Source organism: Pseudomonas sp. 3-2, assembly GCF_019710535.1.
GTDB classification, from domain to species: domain Bacteria; phylum Pseudomonadota; class Gammaproteobacteria; order Pseudomonadales; family Pseudomonadaceae; genus Aquipseudomonas; species Aquipseudomonas pharyngis.
On record NZ_CP081200.1, the window covers coordinates 871,725 to 885,647 of the forward strand.

Below are 13,923 nucleotides of genomic sequence, written 5' to 3' on the forward strand. Positions count from 1 at the left end.
CTGTCGTTGACAGCACCAGCCCAGGTAGCCAGAACCTTTAAGGCTACGCCACTTGCGTGGTGGATCTCCCGAAGTGCGATTAGCGTCCGGCGGCTCGCACGGTCACTCCCCAAGAGTGATGGATGCCTACTCGACTTAATCTGCCCACTGCGGCAGACGATGGACTTCCCCTGCTGCGCTGCAGCAACCTCACCCTTCGGCACACTCAGCTGCGCCAATCCGCGCCCGTCTCTTTCTCCTGGAAAGAGACGGGCGCTCCTACCGCTGCTGCAGCCCAACTCGTACACGGCTTTGCGGCATTCCCCCTCGTGACAATCGGCGTGACAAACACCGAAATCACCAGCAACAGCGATGCAGATGGTGGTGTCGCAGCCCAAGGAATGGATTGCACCTGACTGACAGTCAGGAATGCCCCGGTCATCGCCTCACTGCCTTCACCTGACTCAGGATCTCGCGGCGCCGGTCTCGTCAGCCAGCGTAGCCTCCACCCGCCCACTTCTTCGGAAGTGTTCAGGAGGCCAGATCATGAGATGCCCAAGCTCCCGGTCGTAAAGAGCCGCCAGTCCCGCGTTAGTGGACAACCCTCACAGGTCGCAGGGGCCTTGATCCCTGATAACACTCAACAGCTGTGGCGGGAGTACGTGAGGACAACCAGCAATCACCGAGGAGAGGGCCCATGCAGCAGTTAGATCCGAAGCTTGAACTACCACGATCCCCTCGACCGTTAATCGAGTCGAATCCGGAGGCCGAACCTTATCCGGTGCAGGCGTTGGGGGGCATTCTTGGTCCCGCGGTCGAGCGCATGGCCGAGGTGATCGGCGTGCCTCAAGCACTGGCAGCACAATCGGTCTTGGCTGCCTCAGCGCTGGCCACTCAAGGTCATGCAGGCTTACACCTCGACGGAAGAAATTACCCCTTGTCGCTGTACCTGATCACGGTGGCCGCGTCAGGTGATCGCAAGACCGCCGCAGACAGGTTTGCATTGCTGCCAGCACGACAATGGGAGCGTGAACAGTGGCAGCGCTACCGCGAACAGCTCTCCCGGTACCGCGCCGCACAGCGACAGGCGCAGCGTATCAATCCTGCCGACCCCGACTCCGCAAATGACGTGCAGCTCGAAGCGGAGCCCTCTGCACCTCGGTTGATCACCACAGACCCGACTATCGAGGCCTTAATTAAGGGGCTCTGTCATGACTTGCCCAGCATGGGGCTGTTCTGTGATGAGGGCGGACAATTCCTCGGTAGCAGCACCATGAGTCGCGATAACCGTTTGAAAGCGATCACGACCTTGTCGTCACTCTGGGACGGGAGCCCGATTGATCGTGCTCGCTCCATGGTCGGTGAAAGCCTACGAGCCTACGATCGGCGCGTGAGCCTGCACCTGATGCTGCAACCGTACTTGGCCATGCAGTTACTCAGTGATCCGTTGCTGCAAGGGCAAGGCATCCTCGGTCGCTGTCTGATGACCTGGCCCACGAGTCTGGCTGGACAACGCAGCTACCAGGCTGTCGACTTGTCCAAAGACGCCGCACTAAAGCGATATCACCAACGCCTTTCGGGCCTGTTTCATCAGCCTTGGTCACTTTCCGCTGACGGTGCTCTCCAGCTATCACCGTTGAACCTCAGTCCATTGTCCCGTCGTCGCTGGATTGATTTGCATGACGCCATCGAAGCCCAGTTGGGTGAATTTGGGGAGCTGGCCAGCGTGCGGCCTAGCGGATCGAAAGCCGCCGACAACCTGCTGCGCGTCGCTGGCATTTTGGCCGTGGTGGAGGAGAGCAGTGTCGTGGAGGTCGATCATATCCAACGAGCCTCCGCTTTAATCGGCTACTACCTCAACGAGATCCAGCGCCTGACTGAACAGGAACCGGTGTGCCGGGTAAAGGAAGAGGCGGACCGGCTGCTGCGCTGGCTCCAGATCAAAGATTGGAAGCGCTTCAGTATTCGAGAGCTGAATCGCAACGGTCCCCGCTTTGCCCGTAAGAGCAGCCGTCATGCAGCTAAGCTGCTGGTCGAGTTGATTGATCATCAGTGGCTGATCACCGACGGGAATACCTTCGAGGTGCGCCATGTGCAATCTTGATGAGGCGCTGCGCAACCATCTGGCTCAGCGCCAAAAGGAGCCGAAAGTGCGATTTGTCGCCGGTACTGTCGCCACTTTGTCGCCACGTTCAAAACCAGGCAGGACGAGGGTTGTCGCCGCTGTCGCCGATGTCGCCACCGTCCGTAAAACAATCACCTCGACGACCGCCATCATTCAGAGGTTGAAAGAGGAGGGCGCGCAGCTCTACGTCACCGACGACACGCTGTGTTTTCGCCCGACTGATTGGGCTCAGATCCCCATCGTGAGCGCGCACTGGCGAGCCCTTTTGCATGATCTCGCTGCAGTCGATCAGGAACAGAAAAATGGCACGGGTCGGTAAGCGAGCGGGGCGCAATTTCGGTTTCGGTCGCCAGCTTAGCTATGCTGGACGGCAAGCACTGAAAGATCTATTTGGCGACGGCCATTTTGCTACCGTCAAAGCCCATAGCGATCGCTGGCAGGCGTTCGTGCATTGGTGTCGATCCGATGAAGGACCGAGGGTCAACGACGCGCGCCAAATCGACCGCGAGATACTCATGCGGTACGCCGTCCACGTGCGGGAGCAGGTTGATCAGGGCAACGTCGGCATTGCCACCGCGCAGAACCGACTTTCCAGCGTCAACCGAACGATGGCCGCGCTGCGCGGTGATCAGTACGTCAAAATCCCGAGTCCGAGTAAGGCGCTGGGCTTGCAGCGCTCAAGCGTGCGTAGTGAGGCTCCGCAAGGCCAAGACCGTGTGCAGGTCAAGCTGATTGCGCAAGCGCTGTTAGAGCGACAGCAAGCAAGAGTGAGTGCCATTGTGCTCCTCGCTCGGGAGACCGGCATGCGCCTGCGTGAAGCCATCTTGGCGGACCTGCCACGGCTGCAACGAGAGGCTCATCGACTGGGCAAGATCAACATCCAGAATGGCACCAAAGGTGGTCGATCAGGGGCCTCGGCACCGCGCTGGATTACGGTCACGGATCAAGTTCGCGATGCCCTGGATTGGGCCAGCGCGACCTCACCCAATGGCAGCCGGAATTTGTTGGCGCCCGACGAAAGCTACAAAGACTTTATGCAGGCAGTTGTGCGACCTGCACGGGACATCCTGCATAAGCATGGATTGAAAGGTTTTCATGAGCTGCGGGCGGCTTACGCCTGTGAGCGCTATGAGCAACTAATCGGCTTTCCTGCACCCGTTAATGGCGGTCGTGTTCATCAAGAGGATCGAGCACTCGATCAGCGAGCCCGTAAGCAGATCAGCCACGAGTTGGGACATAACCGCATCGATGTGGTGAGTGCCTACATCGGAGGCCGGCGATGACGGCCGAATTCGACATAGCGTTGTTCCTGCGCCCCATGCTCAAAGGAGCACATGCCACGCAGCAGCGGCACATCAGGCAAGCAGAAAGGATGCACGAGGTGATTCGTGAACGCTGGGGTTGCGCGACTCCCTGGTCCTGGAGAGAAAAGCACGTGAGATGGTTTCTGGAGCACTATTTACGATGCTCAGCTCCAGCTACCATCTACTACTACGAGTTAACAGCGGGGTTGATCCGCCGTAGAAAGGCAAAAGTCGTGGTTGCCTGATAGACCTTTAAGCGTGAGCCCCTGAGTATGGGAATGCGGAGCCTCCCATACTCAGGGGCTTGGCTTAAAAAGCGCAGGTATACCAGAGATCTGGCAACTGTCGTCACTCCTTTCGCCCTACACGACACGGATCGTAGCCGGTGGCGCACACCTTTCGGATGTTCAGCGAATCGGTACGACGTTGCGGTCTCTGGTTTGATTGATCGCCGATGCCGACAGGCTGCCGGTGGCCGCCTTCTGGATATGTTCACTCCACCAAGCCATCATCGGACGCCGGCGTTCGATGTAATCCGTCCGGTTGTAGGCGCTACGAACTTCGTCCTTGTCGACATGCGCCAGTGCGACCTCAATCAGCTCCGGATCCCAGCCATGCTCATTCAGGATGGTGCTCGCCATCGAGCGCAAGCCGTGGCTGACTAGACGGTCCTGAAAACCCATGCGCTTCAACGCCATGTTGGCGGTCTGGCTATTGGCATGGGTGCGGGGATTTCTATCTGAGGGGAACACGTACTCTCTGTTACCGCTGAGTTGCTTGAGCGTCTCCAGTAACGACAGTGCCTGATCGGTAAGAGGGATTGTGTGCGGCCGACGCTTTTTCATGCGCTCTGGCGGAATGGTCCAAATGCGCTTGTCGAAGTCGATATCTGCCCATCGTGTGGTGGCTGCTTCGGCAGGGCGGGTCATCGTGTGCAGTTGCCATTCGATCAGGCAGCGGGTCGTGCGCTTGATGCTGGCGTTCGCGATTTCCATCATGAGCTCGGGAAGCTCCTCAGGTGGTAGCGCAGCCATGTTCTCTTTCTTGGGTTTCTTGAACACCGCCCGAATTCCATTGAGGGGGTTCGCAAATATCAGCCCGGAATTGACCCCGTAGGTCATGATCTCGTTGAGTCGTTGGCTCAATCGTTTGACGGTTTCGAGGCTTCCTTTGGCCTCGATTGGGCGAAGGATCTTGATAACCATCGGAGCAGTGATTTTAGAGAGCGGCGTTGTTTTCATGCTTGGGAAAACATGAAGCGTCAGCGATCTCCAAATGTCTTCGGCGTAGGCTTTGGTTACGGAGTCTTTCTTCAGCTCGAACCAGGCCGTGGCCACCTTCTCGAAAGTGTGTTCACTCTCAGCAAGTTTGGCTTGCCTTACCTCATCACGCTGGGTTTTGGGATCAATGCCCAAAGCGAGTAACTCACGCGCCTCTGCGGCTTTCTTCCGGGCGTTGGCTAGCGAGAGGTCGGGGTATGGACCAAGCGCCATGTTGATACGGCTTCTGGTCAACGGCTCGCGGTAATTGAAATTCCACATCATCGAGCCGCTGGCGCGTACTCGAAGCTGCAAGCCATCGCCGTCGCTGAGGACGAAGTCTTTACCAGTTGCCTTGACTGCCTTGAGCTGGCGATCGGAGAGGCGGGTTGCGTTAGTAGGCATGGGGGCTACCTCCAGCACCGTTTTGGTATCCTGAAAATAGCATTTGGCAGTCCGGGATACCACCTGGGATACCAAAGCGCCTGGAACTCAGAAACCCTGCAAAGCCCCCATAAGCGCTGAAACCCCTGTATTCACTGGATTTCAGGCACAAAAAAAGACGTCCGTGGACGTCTTTAGATGTTGAAGTGGTGGAGCCGGGGGGATTTGAACCCCCGTCCGCCAGTACTCCGCTGTCGGTACTACATGCGTAGCCGTGTCTATTAAGTTAACCCTCAGCGACCCGACGGGCAGGGTGCTTTGGGCGAGTTGTGTAAGTTTTAGCCGCTTCGTCCACAACGTACTGCACGGCGATTCTGTTCTATATGACAATCATTTTGGGTTTACAGACATCCCCTGATGATTGCTGGACCCGAAGGTACCAGGAGTGCATGTCAGCTGCAATTAAGCAGCGAGAGCAGCACCGTATTGGTCGTCATTGGCAACTATAAGTAGTTGCAACAGTGGATTTACGACTTCTGTTACCAAGTCGGCATGCACCTAGAGTTTCGCAACCGGCGTCGAATCCTAAACGGCCCCGAGCCTGGCGCTCTGTGTGGCTTATGAGCAACAAGCCTGCGCAGTGTACGCCAAACGGCTGACAAGGCCAACCCGAAGGTTGGCCTGAGCTTCGATCAGTTGTTGGTTCCGCTGGTTTTGCGGATTTCCAGAATGGTTTGCTGGGTTTCAGCCACGCATTCGTCGATCTTGCCCTGGGCCTTGAGTGCCTGGGCCTTCTGCACACTGGCTTCTACCCGTTGATTCAGGTCGGGTGATGCCATCGCCTGCGCCTTGGCGTTGTTGATGGTTTGCAGATTGGCATCGCACAGATCGGCGGGCTTGTCGGCGGCGAACGAAGCAGACGCCATCATCGAGGCAGTAACGAACAGACCTAACAGTACAGAACGTTTCATATGAATCTCCTTGAACTGAGGGATCCAGACTTCGCTGGCCGTCAGGACGGGCAACCGAATGGAGGACAAGCCCCGATTGTTCGGGGCCTGTTCTGTGGACTGCGGTCGCTCGCAAGGGTTCTATTTTTCTTCAGACGGCGGTTGCGGGGGCTTTGGCCCGGGTTACCCGGTCCACCAGATACACCAGACCGTGGTAGTCGATTCCGCCGTGTTGCGTCAGACCGATCTCACAGGTGCGGCTGGTGGAAATCCCCTCGCTGCAATGCTGCACCGCATCCTTGAGCGTTCGCAGTGAGTGGCTGTTGAGCTCCGGCGTGGTGAAACCCTTGTCGCCGGCGAAACCGCAGCAGTGAATGCCTTCCGGGATCACCACGTTCTTGCTGCATTGGCGCGCCAGTTCGATCAGCGCCTGGCTTTCCCCAAGGTGCTGAGTGCTGCAGGTCACGTGAACGGCAATCGGTGCTTCCTGCGGCGTGAACTCGAGACGATCCATCAGATGCGTACGGATGAAGCGCACAGGGTCATACAGATCCAGGCGAACATTTCCCACATCCTGCACCAGCCGCAACGTGCAGGGGCTGGTGTCGCAATAGATCGGATCGAGCCCACCGCGACTGGCCTGGAGCAATGCGCCGATCAGTTCCTGACGCTTGTGTTCGGCCTGTTCGGCATAGCCCTTGGACGCGAAGGGCTGGCCGCAGCAGAGGTTGTCCAGATTGTCCGGGAACACCACCTGATAACCGGCCTTTTCCAGCAGACCACGGGTTTTGTTGTACAGCGACATCTGCTCCTTGTCGCCCGCCGCCGGTCCCATCACCCGCGAGACGCAGGCCGCCAGATACACGACGCGCGGGCGCTCGTCCGACACGGCCGGGCTGAAGCGAATGGCTTTTTCCGGTTGCGGCATCGCGTGGGTCCACAGCGGCACCTGACCTTTGGACAGCCGACTCAGGGTCGCTGAAAGCTTCGCCAGACGCGGTGCACCCAACAACATTCGCGCACCGTTGGCCACATGCAGGGTGAAGCGCGCACCTTGCAGGGTGGTGGCGAAATTTCCTTCGATCAAGTTGGCGGTTTTCGTATGGGTTGCGTGACGGCCGCGCAGCTTTTTCACCAGCTCGCCGGTGTTGATGCCTACGGGGCAGCGTTGCGCACACAAACCGGTCGCGGCGCAGGTGTCGATGCCCTGGTACTCGTAGGCTTTTTCCAGTTCGGTGGTGTCGATACCGGCGCGCTTTCGCGCCTGGATGTCGCGCCAGATCACGATGCGCTGGCGCGGGCTCAGGGTCAGACCTTTTGAGGGGCAGACCGGCTCGCAGAAACCGCACTCGATGCATTTATCCACAATCTCGTCGGCCGCCGGCAGCGGTTTCAGGTGCTTGAGGTGGATCTGCGGGTCTTCGCTGAGCACCACGTCCGGATTGAGAATGCCGTTGGGGTCGAGCAGGCGTTTGAGTTGCCACATCAATTGATAGGCGTCACTGCCCCATTCCAGTTCGACGAAGGGCGCCATGTTGCGCCCGGTGCCGTGTTCGGCCTTCAGCGAACCGCCGAACTCCACGGCCACCAGTTGCGCCACGTCGTCCATGAACGCCTGATAGCGTGCGACTTCTTCCGTGCTGTTGAAGCCTTGGGTGAAGACGAAGTGCAGATTGCCTTCCAGCGCGTGTCCGAAAAGGATCGCTTCGTCGTAGGCGTGTTTATCGAACAGCTCGATCAGGCGGTTCACGCCGATCGCCAGTTGTTCCACCGGGAAGGTCACGTCTTCGATGATCACCGTGGTGCCGGTCTTGCGCACGGCGCCGACGGCGGGGAAGGTGTCTTTGCGGATCGCCCAGAGGCGAGCGTTTTCGACCGGGTCTTCGGTGAAGTCGACCTGCTTTTCCACCGGGAAGCCATTGAGCGACGCCATGATCTGCGCCAGTTGTTCCTGCAGCAACGTGGAAGAGGCGGCGCGGGATTCGATCAACAACGCGCAGGCATTGTTCGACAGCTGCTGTACGAAAGCTGGCATGCCGGGTTTGTCCTGCACCGAGCGCAGGCTGCGGCGGTCGAGCAGTTCCACGGCGGACACCGGTTGGCTTTTCAGCACGGTGACGGCGTTGCAGCAGGTTTCCACATCCGGGAAAACGATCAGCGCCGAAGCCTTGTTCGGGTGGTCGATCACCGTGTCGTAAGTCACCGCGCTGATGAAGCCGAGGGTGCCTTCGGAACCGACCAGCAAGTGGCTCAAGATATCCACAGGCTCATCGAAATCCACCAGGGCGTTGAGCGACAGGCCGGTGGTATTTTTCAGACGGTATTTGTGGCGGATTCGCGCGGCCAGTTCGGCATTGGCGCGGGTCTCGCGGCCCAATGTCGCCAGGCGTTCCAGCAATTTACCGTGGCTGACTCGAAACGCCTCGACGCTGGCGGCATCTTCGGTGTCGAGTCGCGTGCCGTCGGCCAGCACCAGACGAATCCCGGCCAGCGTGTGATAGGTGTTTTGCGCAGTGCCGCAGCACATTCCGCTGGCGTTGTTGGCGACGATGCCGCCGATCTTGCAGGCGTTGATCGACGCCGGATCCGGGCCGATCTTGCGTCCGAATGGCGCCAGCCATGCGTTGGCCTGGGCACCGATCACCCCCGGTTGCAGGCGAATTTGTGTGCCTTGTCCGCGGATTTCACGCGCGTTCCAGTTATCCCCAAGCACGATCAGCACCGAATCGCTGATCGCCTGGCCGGACAGGCTGGTGCCGGCGGCGCGGAAGGTCACCGGGACCTGATCGCGCAGGGCCAGTTTCAGCAGCGCCACCACTTCGTCTTCGGACTCGACGCGGATCACCAGTTGCGGAATCAACCGGTAGAAGCTGGCATCGGTGCCGAAAGCCAGGGTCGACAGCGGATCGTCGAAGCGGCGCTCGGCCGGAATCAGTTGCTGCGCATCGCGCAGGAAAGTCGCCGGTAAGGTCATTGGTCCTCCAGGATCAACACCACCAGGTCTTTCGGGCCGTGGGCGCCGTAGGCCAGCACTTGTTCGATGTCGGCGGTTTTCGACGGGCCGGAGACCAGCAATGCATTGGTCGGCATGCCTTGGGCCCACTCGAATTCCTGCTGCACCTGATAGAAGTTGTCACGAATCTGGCTGGCCTTGAGCAGGGCGAAATGCACCGGCGGCACCAGGCTCATCAACCGTGGCTCTTCGCGGGTCGGCCAGAGAATCAGGCTGCCGGTGGCGGCGATGGCGCCGAGGGTGCCGGTGAGGCTGGCCGGGGTGTCGTTGAACAGCTCGGCTTTCCATTCCTCCATCGGCCGGTCGTAGGATTTCAGCGCCGGCAGATCAGGATTGTTCGCCCAGTGTTGTGTGATGCGCTGCCCGTGAGGCGTAGTCGGTGCGATCAGCAGGCTCGGCAACTGACGGTCGCGCAGCAATTGGGCCAGCAGCGCCGGCCACCCATCAGCGGATGTCAGGTGGATTTCGGTGTGCACCGCTTCCATCAGTTTGCGCAGTTGCGGGATCCGTTGTTCGGCGCTGTAGGTGTAGGGCTGGGTCACCAGATCGACGTCGAAGTCGTCGGCAATCGGCGTGGTGCCGGTCAGACTTTTACGCAACTTGCCGAGGATATTTTGCTTGGCGCTCATCAACGGTCTCCTTGTTTGGCCAGGTGTTCGCGAGCCATGTCATGCAATGAGCGGGCGGCGGGTTTCGGTGCACTGTGATTCTGCGTCCACGGCCCGACGTTGTTCGGCGCCAGGGCGCGCAGGCGTGTGGCGAAAAACGCAAACAGTCGATACAGGATCGGCGAGCTGTTGAGCTTCGCCCAGGCGTTCCAGATGAAACGTTCCTTGCGCGAATACTTGCTGCCCTGACCGCGCATCACTTGATGTGGCGCGTCCGGGGCTTTGACGTTTTCTTCGCGCAGGCGGCGCAGCAGTGCGGGGATGGGAATCTTCACGGGACACACTTCACCGCAGGCGCCGCATAAAGAAGACGCGCTCGGGTGATCCGGGACTTTCGCCAGGCCGACCATGTGCGGGGTGATGATTTTGCCGATCGGGCCGGGGTAAACCTCGCCGTAGGTATGGCCGCCGACGCGGGTGTAGACCGGGCAATGATTCATGCAGGCGCCGCAGCGGATGCAGTTCAAGGTTTGGCGCAGTTCGCTGTCGGCGAAAGCCTGGCTGCGACCGTTGTCGAGCAGTACCAGATGCACTTCCTGCGGGCCGTCGAGTTCATGCTCCTTGCGCGGGCCGGAGATCATGTTGACGTAGGTGGTGATCGGAATGCCCAGCGCCGAGCGGGTCAGCAATGACAGCAGCGGCACTACGTCGCGCAGGTTTTCCACGACTTTTTCGATACCGGTAACGGCGATGTGCACCGGCGGCACAGTGGTGGTCATGCGGCCGTTGCCTTCGTTTTCCACCAGCAGCAGGGTGCCGGTTTCGGCCACGGCGAAGTTGACGCCGGATACGCCGATGTCCGCTTCGAAGAATTTCTGCCGCAGGACCCTGCGACCGATCTGAATGAGTTGGTCAACGTCCTTGGTGTATTCCACGCCAAGTTTGTCGTGGAACAAGGACGCGACCTGACCGGCATTCTTGTGGATTGCCGGCATGATTATGTGTGAAGGCTTCTCGTGGTCGAGCTGGACGATGTACTCCCCCATGTCGGACTCCAGACATTCAATGTCCCGAGCCTCGAGGAAATGGTTCATCTCCATCTCTTCGCTGACCATCGATTTGCCCTTGATCACTTGCCGCGCCTCGTGAGCGCGGATGATCGAAAGGACGATGCCATTGGCCTCGTCCACCGTTTCCGCCCAGTGCACTGTCACACCGTTGCGGGTCAGGTTCTGTTCCAGTTGCTCGAGCAGGTCGGGCAACTTGGAGAGCGCACGCGCCCTGATCGAGTTGCCCAGGGCGCGCAAGTGTTCTCTTTCGTGGGCATCGCTGAAAGCCGCTGCCCGCTTGGTCATCAATGAATCCATTGCAGTGCGGAAGTTGTTCCGTAACTGCGAATCGCCCAGGGCGTTGTGTGCCCGGGTGCGGAAATCTTCTACGGCAACCGTAGGAATAATCGTGGAAGTGCTCATCGCGCACCTCCGGTTCGTTGCCAGAGAAAGCTCGCCAGGTGTTGCCCGCGCAGTGCTTCCTGCTGTTTTTCCAGCGAGCCGTTGATGTTCATCAGGCAGCCGCAGTCGGCACTGAGTACCTGATGCGCGCCGGATTCCTTCAACGCCCGGGTCTTGTCAGCCACCATCGCGCCGGAAATGTCTGGCATACGGACGCTGAATGTCCCACCGAAGCCACAGCATTCGCTTTCGTGATCGTGGTTGACCCGTTCCACGTTGCTCAACTGCGCCAACAACTCGCGGCCGTGCAGGTGGGTGTTCATTTCCCGTCGCGCTGAACACGAGGTGTGCAGCGCCACTTTAACCGGTTCGCCGCGGTCCTTGAGCTGCACCTTGCAGACGAACAGCAGAAACTCGGCCAACTCATAGGTACGGGCCGCGAGGGCCTGAACCTGTTTCAACGTTTCCGGCTCGTCCTTGAACAAGTCGGCGTAATGCTCGCGGATCATTCCGGCGCACGAACCCGACGGCACCACTACCGGATAGTCGCCGGCAAACAGCGCCAGTTGCGAGCGCGCCACCGTCCGTGCCTGCTCGGTGTAACCCGAGGTGTAGGCCGGTTGTCCGCAGCAGCTCTGCCCTTGCGGGTAGTCGACCCGGATGCCTTCGCGCTCCAGCAAGTGGATCGCGTCCATCCCGGCTTCCGGATAGAACAGGTCGACCACGCACGTGCCGAACAGGTAGACCCGCGACGGTTTCTCGCTGGGGTATTGCCGGGGTTCGGGCAGTGGCGGTGCGACGCGAGTGGCGTTGGGCACAGCGTTGTAAAAAAGCTCGCTCATCAGGCGTGTCTCCGGGTGGGCCCGGTTATCCGTCTGTTGAGGCTGCCGAATATAGAGCGCGTTGCTTTCAGCAGCCTTACAGACCGGGTTGTGAATTGCTGACACCGGAATCACGAACCGGTGTCGGTTTTTTCCATGTTGCTTGTCGGCTTAATGCACCAGCATGCCGGTGAACCAGTAGGCCTGAGCCAAAGTGATGAGGCCGACAATCGTTGCAAAGAATAGGCTGTGCTTGAGGGTGAAGCGGAACAGATCGGATTCCTTGCCCACCAGGCCGGTTGCTGCGCAGGCCACGGCGATCGATTGTGGTGAGATCATCTTGCCGGTCACACCGCCGCTGGTATTGGCGGCCACCAGCAGGGTGTCGTTGACCCCGATCTGGTGTGCGGTGGTCGCTTGCAGCGAGCTGAACAGGGCGTTGGATGAAGTATCGGAACCGGTGAGGAACACGCCGAGCCAGCCAAGGAATGGCGAGAAAAACGGGAACGCTGCGCCAGTTCCGGCAAGCACCAGAGCCATGGTCGAGGACATGCCGGAATAGTTGGTGACGAAGGCAAACGCCAGCACCATGCCGATCGACAGGATCGGCCAGCGCAGTTCGTAGAAGGTCTCTTTCAAAGTGGTCAGACCAGTTTTGAAGTTGATCTTCAGCACCAGCATCGAGATCAGCGCGGAGAAGAAAATCGCCGTGCCGGTCGCGGAAATCGGATCGAGTTTGAACACGGCCGGGATCGCGGTGGGTGCGGCAACGATGGGTGCGGTCTTGATGACCAGTTGATCAAGGTGCGGAATCGCGAAGTTGAACACCCAGGCGTACATCGAACCGCCGGCAGCGAACATGGCCTTGAAAGGCTTGAGGGTCCAGATGGTCACCAGTACGGTGAGGATCAGGAACGGCGACCACGCCTTGAAAATTTCCCCGAGGCTGTAAGGCGAAGCGACGGTGGTGCGCTTCTGGCCGAAACCGCCGACGCTGGCAGTCACCACCGAAGCGGAAACAGCACCGGCAATGTGCTGGCCGGCGGCACGTTTCGGTTGCCAGACCTTCAGGAACAGGGTCAGCGAAATCAGACTGGCAAGGGCCGACGTGATGTCCGGCAGTTCCGGGCCGATGAAGTTCGACGTGAAGTATTGGGTGACGGCAAAGCTCAAGCCTGCGACCAGCGCCGCCGGCCAGGTTTCACGCACGCCGCGCAGGCCGTCCATCATGAACACCAGCCAGAACGGCACGAACAGCGACAGCAACGGCAGTTGACGACCGGTCATGGCGCCGATCTTGAACGCATCGATGCCGGTGACTTGCCCGGCCACGATGATCGGAATCCCCAGTGCGCCGAACGCAACCGGTGCGGTGTTGGCAATCAGGCACAGGCCGGCGGCGTACAGCGGGTTGAAACCCAGGCCAACCAGCAGCGCAGCGGTAATCGCCACCGGCGCGCCGAAACCGGCGGCGCCTTCCAGGAATGCACCGAAGCAGAAACCGATCAGCAGCACCTGCAGACGCTGGTCGTCAGTGATCGACAGCACCGAGCTGCGGATGACCTCGAACTGACCGCTCTTGACCGTCAGTTTGTACAGGAACACCGCTGCCACAATGATCCAGGCAATCGGCCACAGACCATAGGCGAAGCCATATCCGGCAGCGGCGAACGCCATGTCGACCGGCATCTGGAACGCAAAGATCGCCACGGCGATGGCCAGGGCGAGCGTGATACTGCCGGCCACATGACCTTTGAGGCGGAACACCGCCAGGGCGAGGAAGAAGAAAACGATGGGGATGACGGCCGCGAGTGCGGACACGCCGAGACTGCCGAGCGGGCTGTAGAGCTGTTGCCAGGTTTGCATATGGGGTGGCCCCTAATTGTTGTTGGTCAGGCACTGTCAGCGTACTTGGTTAATTGGTAAGACCAATTTACAAGTGCTGTCGGCTAGGGTAAAAGCCTTGATGTCGGTGTGTCAATTTGCCGCCCTAAAACTTTTGTCGAACAACCGGACGGCGAGTCGGATT

Annotated in this window: 11 protein-coding genes and 1 other RNA gene; 4 read left to right on the forward strand and 8 right to left on the reverse strand. The window is 59.5% G+C overall.

Going from position 1 to position 13,923, the window contains the following annotated elements; all coding sequences use genetic code 11:
• Positions 1 to 676 precede the first annotated feature (676 nt).
• The 4 genes from K3819_RS03790 to K3819_RS29360 are packed head-to-tail and all read left to right on the forward strand — an operon-like array spanning position 677 to position 3,653.
• Positions 677 to 2,083 (forward strand): YfjI family protein, encoded by a 1,407-nt coding sequence (locus K3819_RS03790; protein WP_221398675.1) that lies wholly within the window; start codon positions 677 to 679, stop codon positions 2,081 to 2,083.
• The gene (locus K3819_RS03795; RefSeq protein ID WP_221398676.1) at positions 2,070 to 2,423 is read left to right on the forward strand and encodes a hypothetical protein; all 354 of its coding nucleotides are present in this window, start codon (positions 2,070 to 2,072) and stop codon (positions 2,421 to 2,423) included. The genes K3819_RS03790 and K3819_RS03795 overlap by 14 nt, the downstream gene beginning before the upstream one ends.
• Positions 2,407 to 3,387 (forward strand): integrase domain-containing protein, encoded by a 981-nt coding sequence (locus K3819_RS03800; RefSeq protein WP_163974013.1) that lies wholly within the window; start codon positions 2,407 to 2,409, stop codon positions 3,385 to 3,387. The genes K3819_RS03795 and K3819_RS03800 overlap by 17 nt, the downstream gene beginning before the upstream one ends.
• Complete coding sequence (locus K3819_RS29360) at positions 3,384 to 3,653, forward strand: hypothetical protein (RefSeq protein WP_223518197.1); 270 nt, start codon at positions 3,384 to 3,386, stop codon at positions 3,651 to 3,653. Before K3819_RS03800 ends, K3819_RS29360 begins: the two co-directional genes overlap by 4 nt.
• 162 nt (positions 3,654 to 3,815) lie before the next feature.
• On the opposite strand, the gene K3819_RS03805 is transcribed toward K3819_RS29360, so the two are convergent.
• From K3819_RS03805 to K3819_RS03840, 8 genes are all read right to left on the reverse strand, one after another.
• The gene (locus K3819_RS03805; RefSeq protein ID WP_163974014.1) at positions 3,816 to 5,072 is read right to left on the reverse strand and encodes an integrase domain-containing protein; all 1,257 of its coding nucleotides are present in this window, start codon (positions 5,070 to 5,072) and stop codon (positions 3,816 to 3,818) included.
• A 186-nt stretch (positions 5,073 to 5,258) separates the two neighbouring features.
• Positions 5,259 to 5,648: a transfer-messenger RNA gene (gene ssrA, locus K3819_RS03810) on the reverse strand.
• Positions 5,649 to 5,743: 95 nt separating this feature from the next.
• Positions 5,744 to 6,022, reverse strand: coding sequence for a hypothetical protein (locus tag K3819_RS03815; RefSeq protein ID WP_007953788.1), 279 nt, complete (start codon positions 6,020 to 6,022; stop codon positions 5,744 to 5,746).
• A 130-nt stretch (positions 6,023 to 6,152) separates the two neighbouring features.
• Entirely contained in the window at positions 6,153 to 8,975 is a 2,823-nt protein-coding gene (locus K3819_RS03820) for an FAD-binding and (Fe-S)-binding domain-containing protein (protein WP_221398677.1), read from the reverse strand.
• Positions 8,972 to 9,643: a lactate utilization protein C gene (locus K3819_RS03825; protein WP_221398678.1), complete on the reverse strand. Its 672-nt coding sequence runs from the start codon at positions 9,641 to 9,643 to the stop codon at positions 8,972 to 8,974. Before K3819_RS03825 ends, K3819_RS03820 begins: the two co-directional genes overlap by 4 nt.
• Positions 9,643 to 11,094 carry a LutB/LldF family L-lactate oxidation iron-sulfur protein gene (locus K3819_RS03830; protein WP_221398679.1) on the reverse strand — a complete coding sequence of 484 codons (1,452 nt, stop codon included), beginning with the start codon at positions 11,092 to 11,094 and terminating at the stop codon, positions 9,643 to 9,645. Before K3819_RS03830 ends, K3819_RS03825 begins: the two co-directional genes overlap by 1 nt.
• Complete coding sequence (locus tag K3819_RS03835; RefSeq protein ID WP_221398680.1) at positions 11,091 to 11,915, reverse strand: (Fe-S)-binding protein; 825 nt, start codon at positions 11,913 to 11,915, stop codon at positions 11,091 to 11,093. The genes K3819_RS03830 and K3819_RS03835 overlap by 4 nt, the downstream gene beginning before the upstream one ends.
• A gap of 150 nt (positions 11,916 to 12,065) precedes the next feature.
• Entirely contained in the window at positions 12,066 to 13,760 is a 1,695-nt protein-coding gene (locus K3819_RS03840) for a lactate permease LctP family transporter (protein WP_127796885.1), read from the reverse strand.
• Positions 13,761 to 13,923: the final 163 nt, after the last annotated feature.

What these genes read in the sequence shown, in the direction of transcription:
- K3819_RS03840 (WP_127796885.1), bottom strand. Translation starts at nt 13,760, where the DNA reads ATGCAAACCTGGCAACAGCTCTACAGCCCGCTCGGCAGTCTCGGCGTG.
- K3819_RS03825 (WP_221398678.1), bottom strand. Translation starts at nt 9,643, where the DNA reads ATGAGCGCCAAGCAAAATATCCTCGGCAAGTTGCGTAAAAGTCTGACC.
- K3819_RS03795 (WP_221398676.1), top strand. Translation starts at nt 2,070, where the DNA reads ATGTGCAATCTTGATGAGGCGCTGCGCAACCATCTGGCTCAGCGCCAA.
- K3819_RS03805 (WP_163974014.1), bottom strand. Translation starts at nt 5,072, where the DNA reads ATGCCTACTAACGCAACCCGCCTCTCCGATCGCCAGCTCAAGGCAGTC.
- K3819_RS29360 (WP_223518197.1), top strand. Translation starts at nt 3,384, where the DNA reads ATGACGGCCGAATTCGACATAGCGTTGTTCCTGCGCCCCATGCTCAAA.
- K3819_RS03815 (WP_007953788.1), bottom strand. Translation starts at nt 6,022, where the DNA reads ATGAAACGTTCTGTACTGTTAGGTCTGTTCGTTACTGCCTCGATGATG.
- K3819_RS03830 (WP_221398679.1), bottom strand. Translation starts at nt 11,094, where the DNA reads ATGAGCACTTCCACGATTATTCCTACGGTTGCCGTAGAAGATTTCCGC.
- K3819_RS03790 (WP_221398675.1), top strand. Translation starts at nt 677, where the DNA reads ATGCAGCAGTTAGATCCGAAGCTTGAACTACCACGATCCCCTCGACCG.
- K3819_RS03800 (WP_163974013.1), top strand. Translation starts at nt 2,407, where the DNA reads ATGGCACGGGTCGGTAAGCGAGCGGGGCGCAATTTCGGTTTCGGTCGC.
- K3819_RS03835 (WP_221398680.1), bottom strand. Translation starts at nt 11,915, where the DNA reads ATGAGCGAGCTTTTTTACAACGCTGTGCCCAACGCCACTCGCGTCGCA.
- K3819_RS03820 (WP_221398677.1), bottom strand. Translation starts at nt 8,975, where the DNA reads ATGACCTTACCGGCGACTTTCCTGCGCGATGCGCAGCAACTGATTCCG.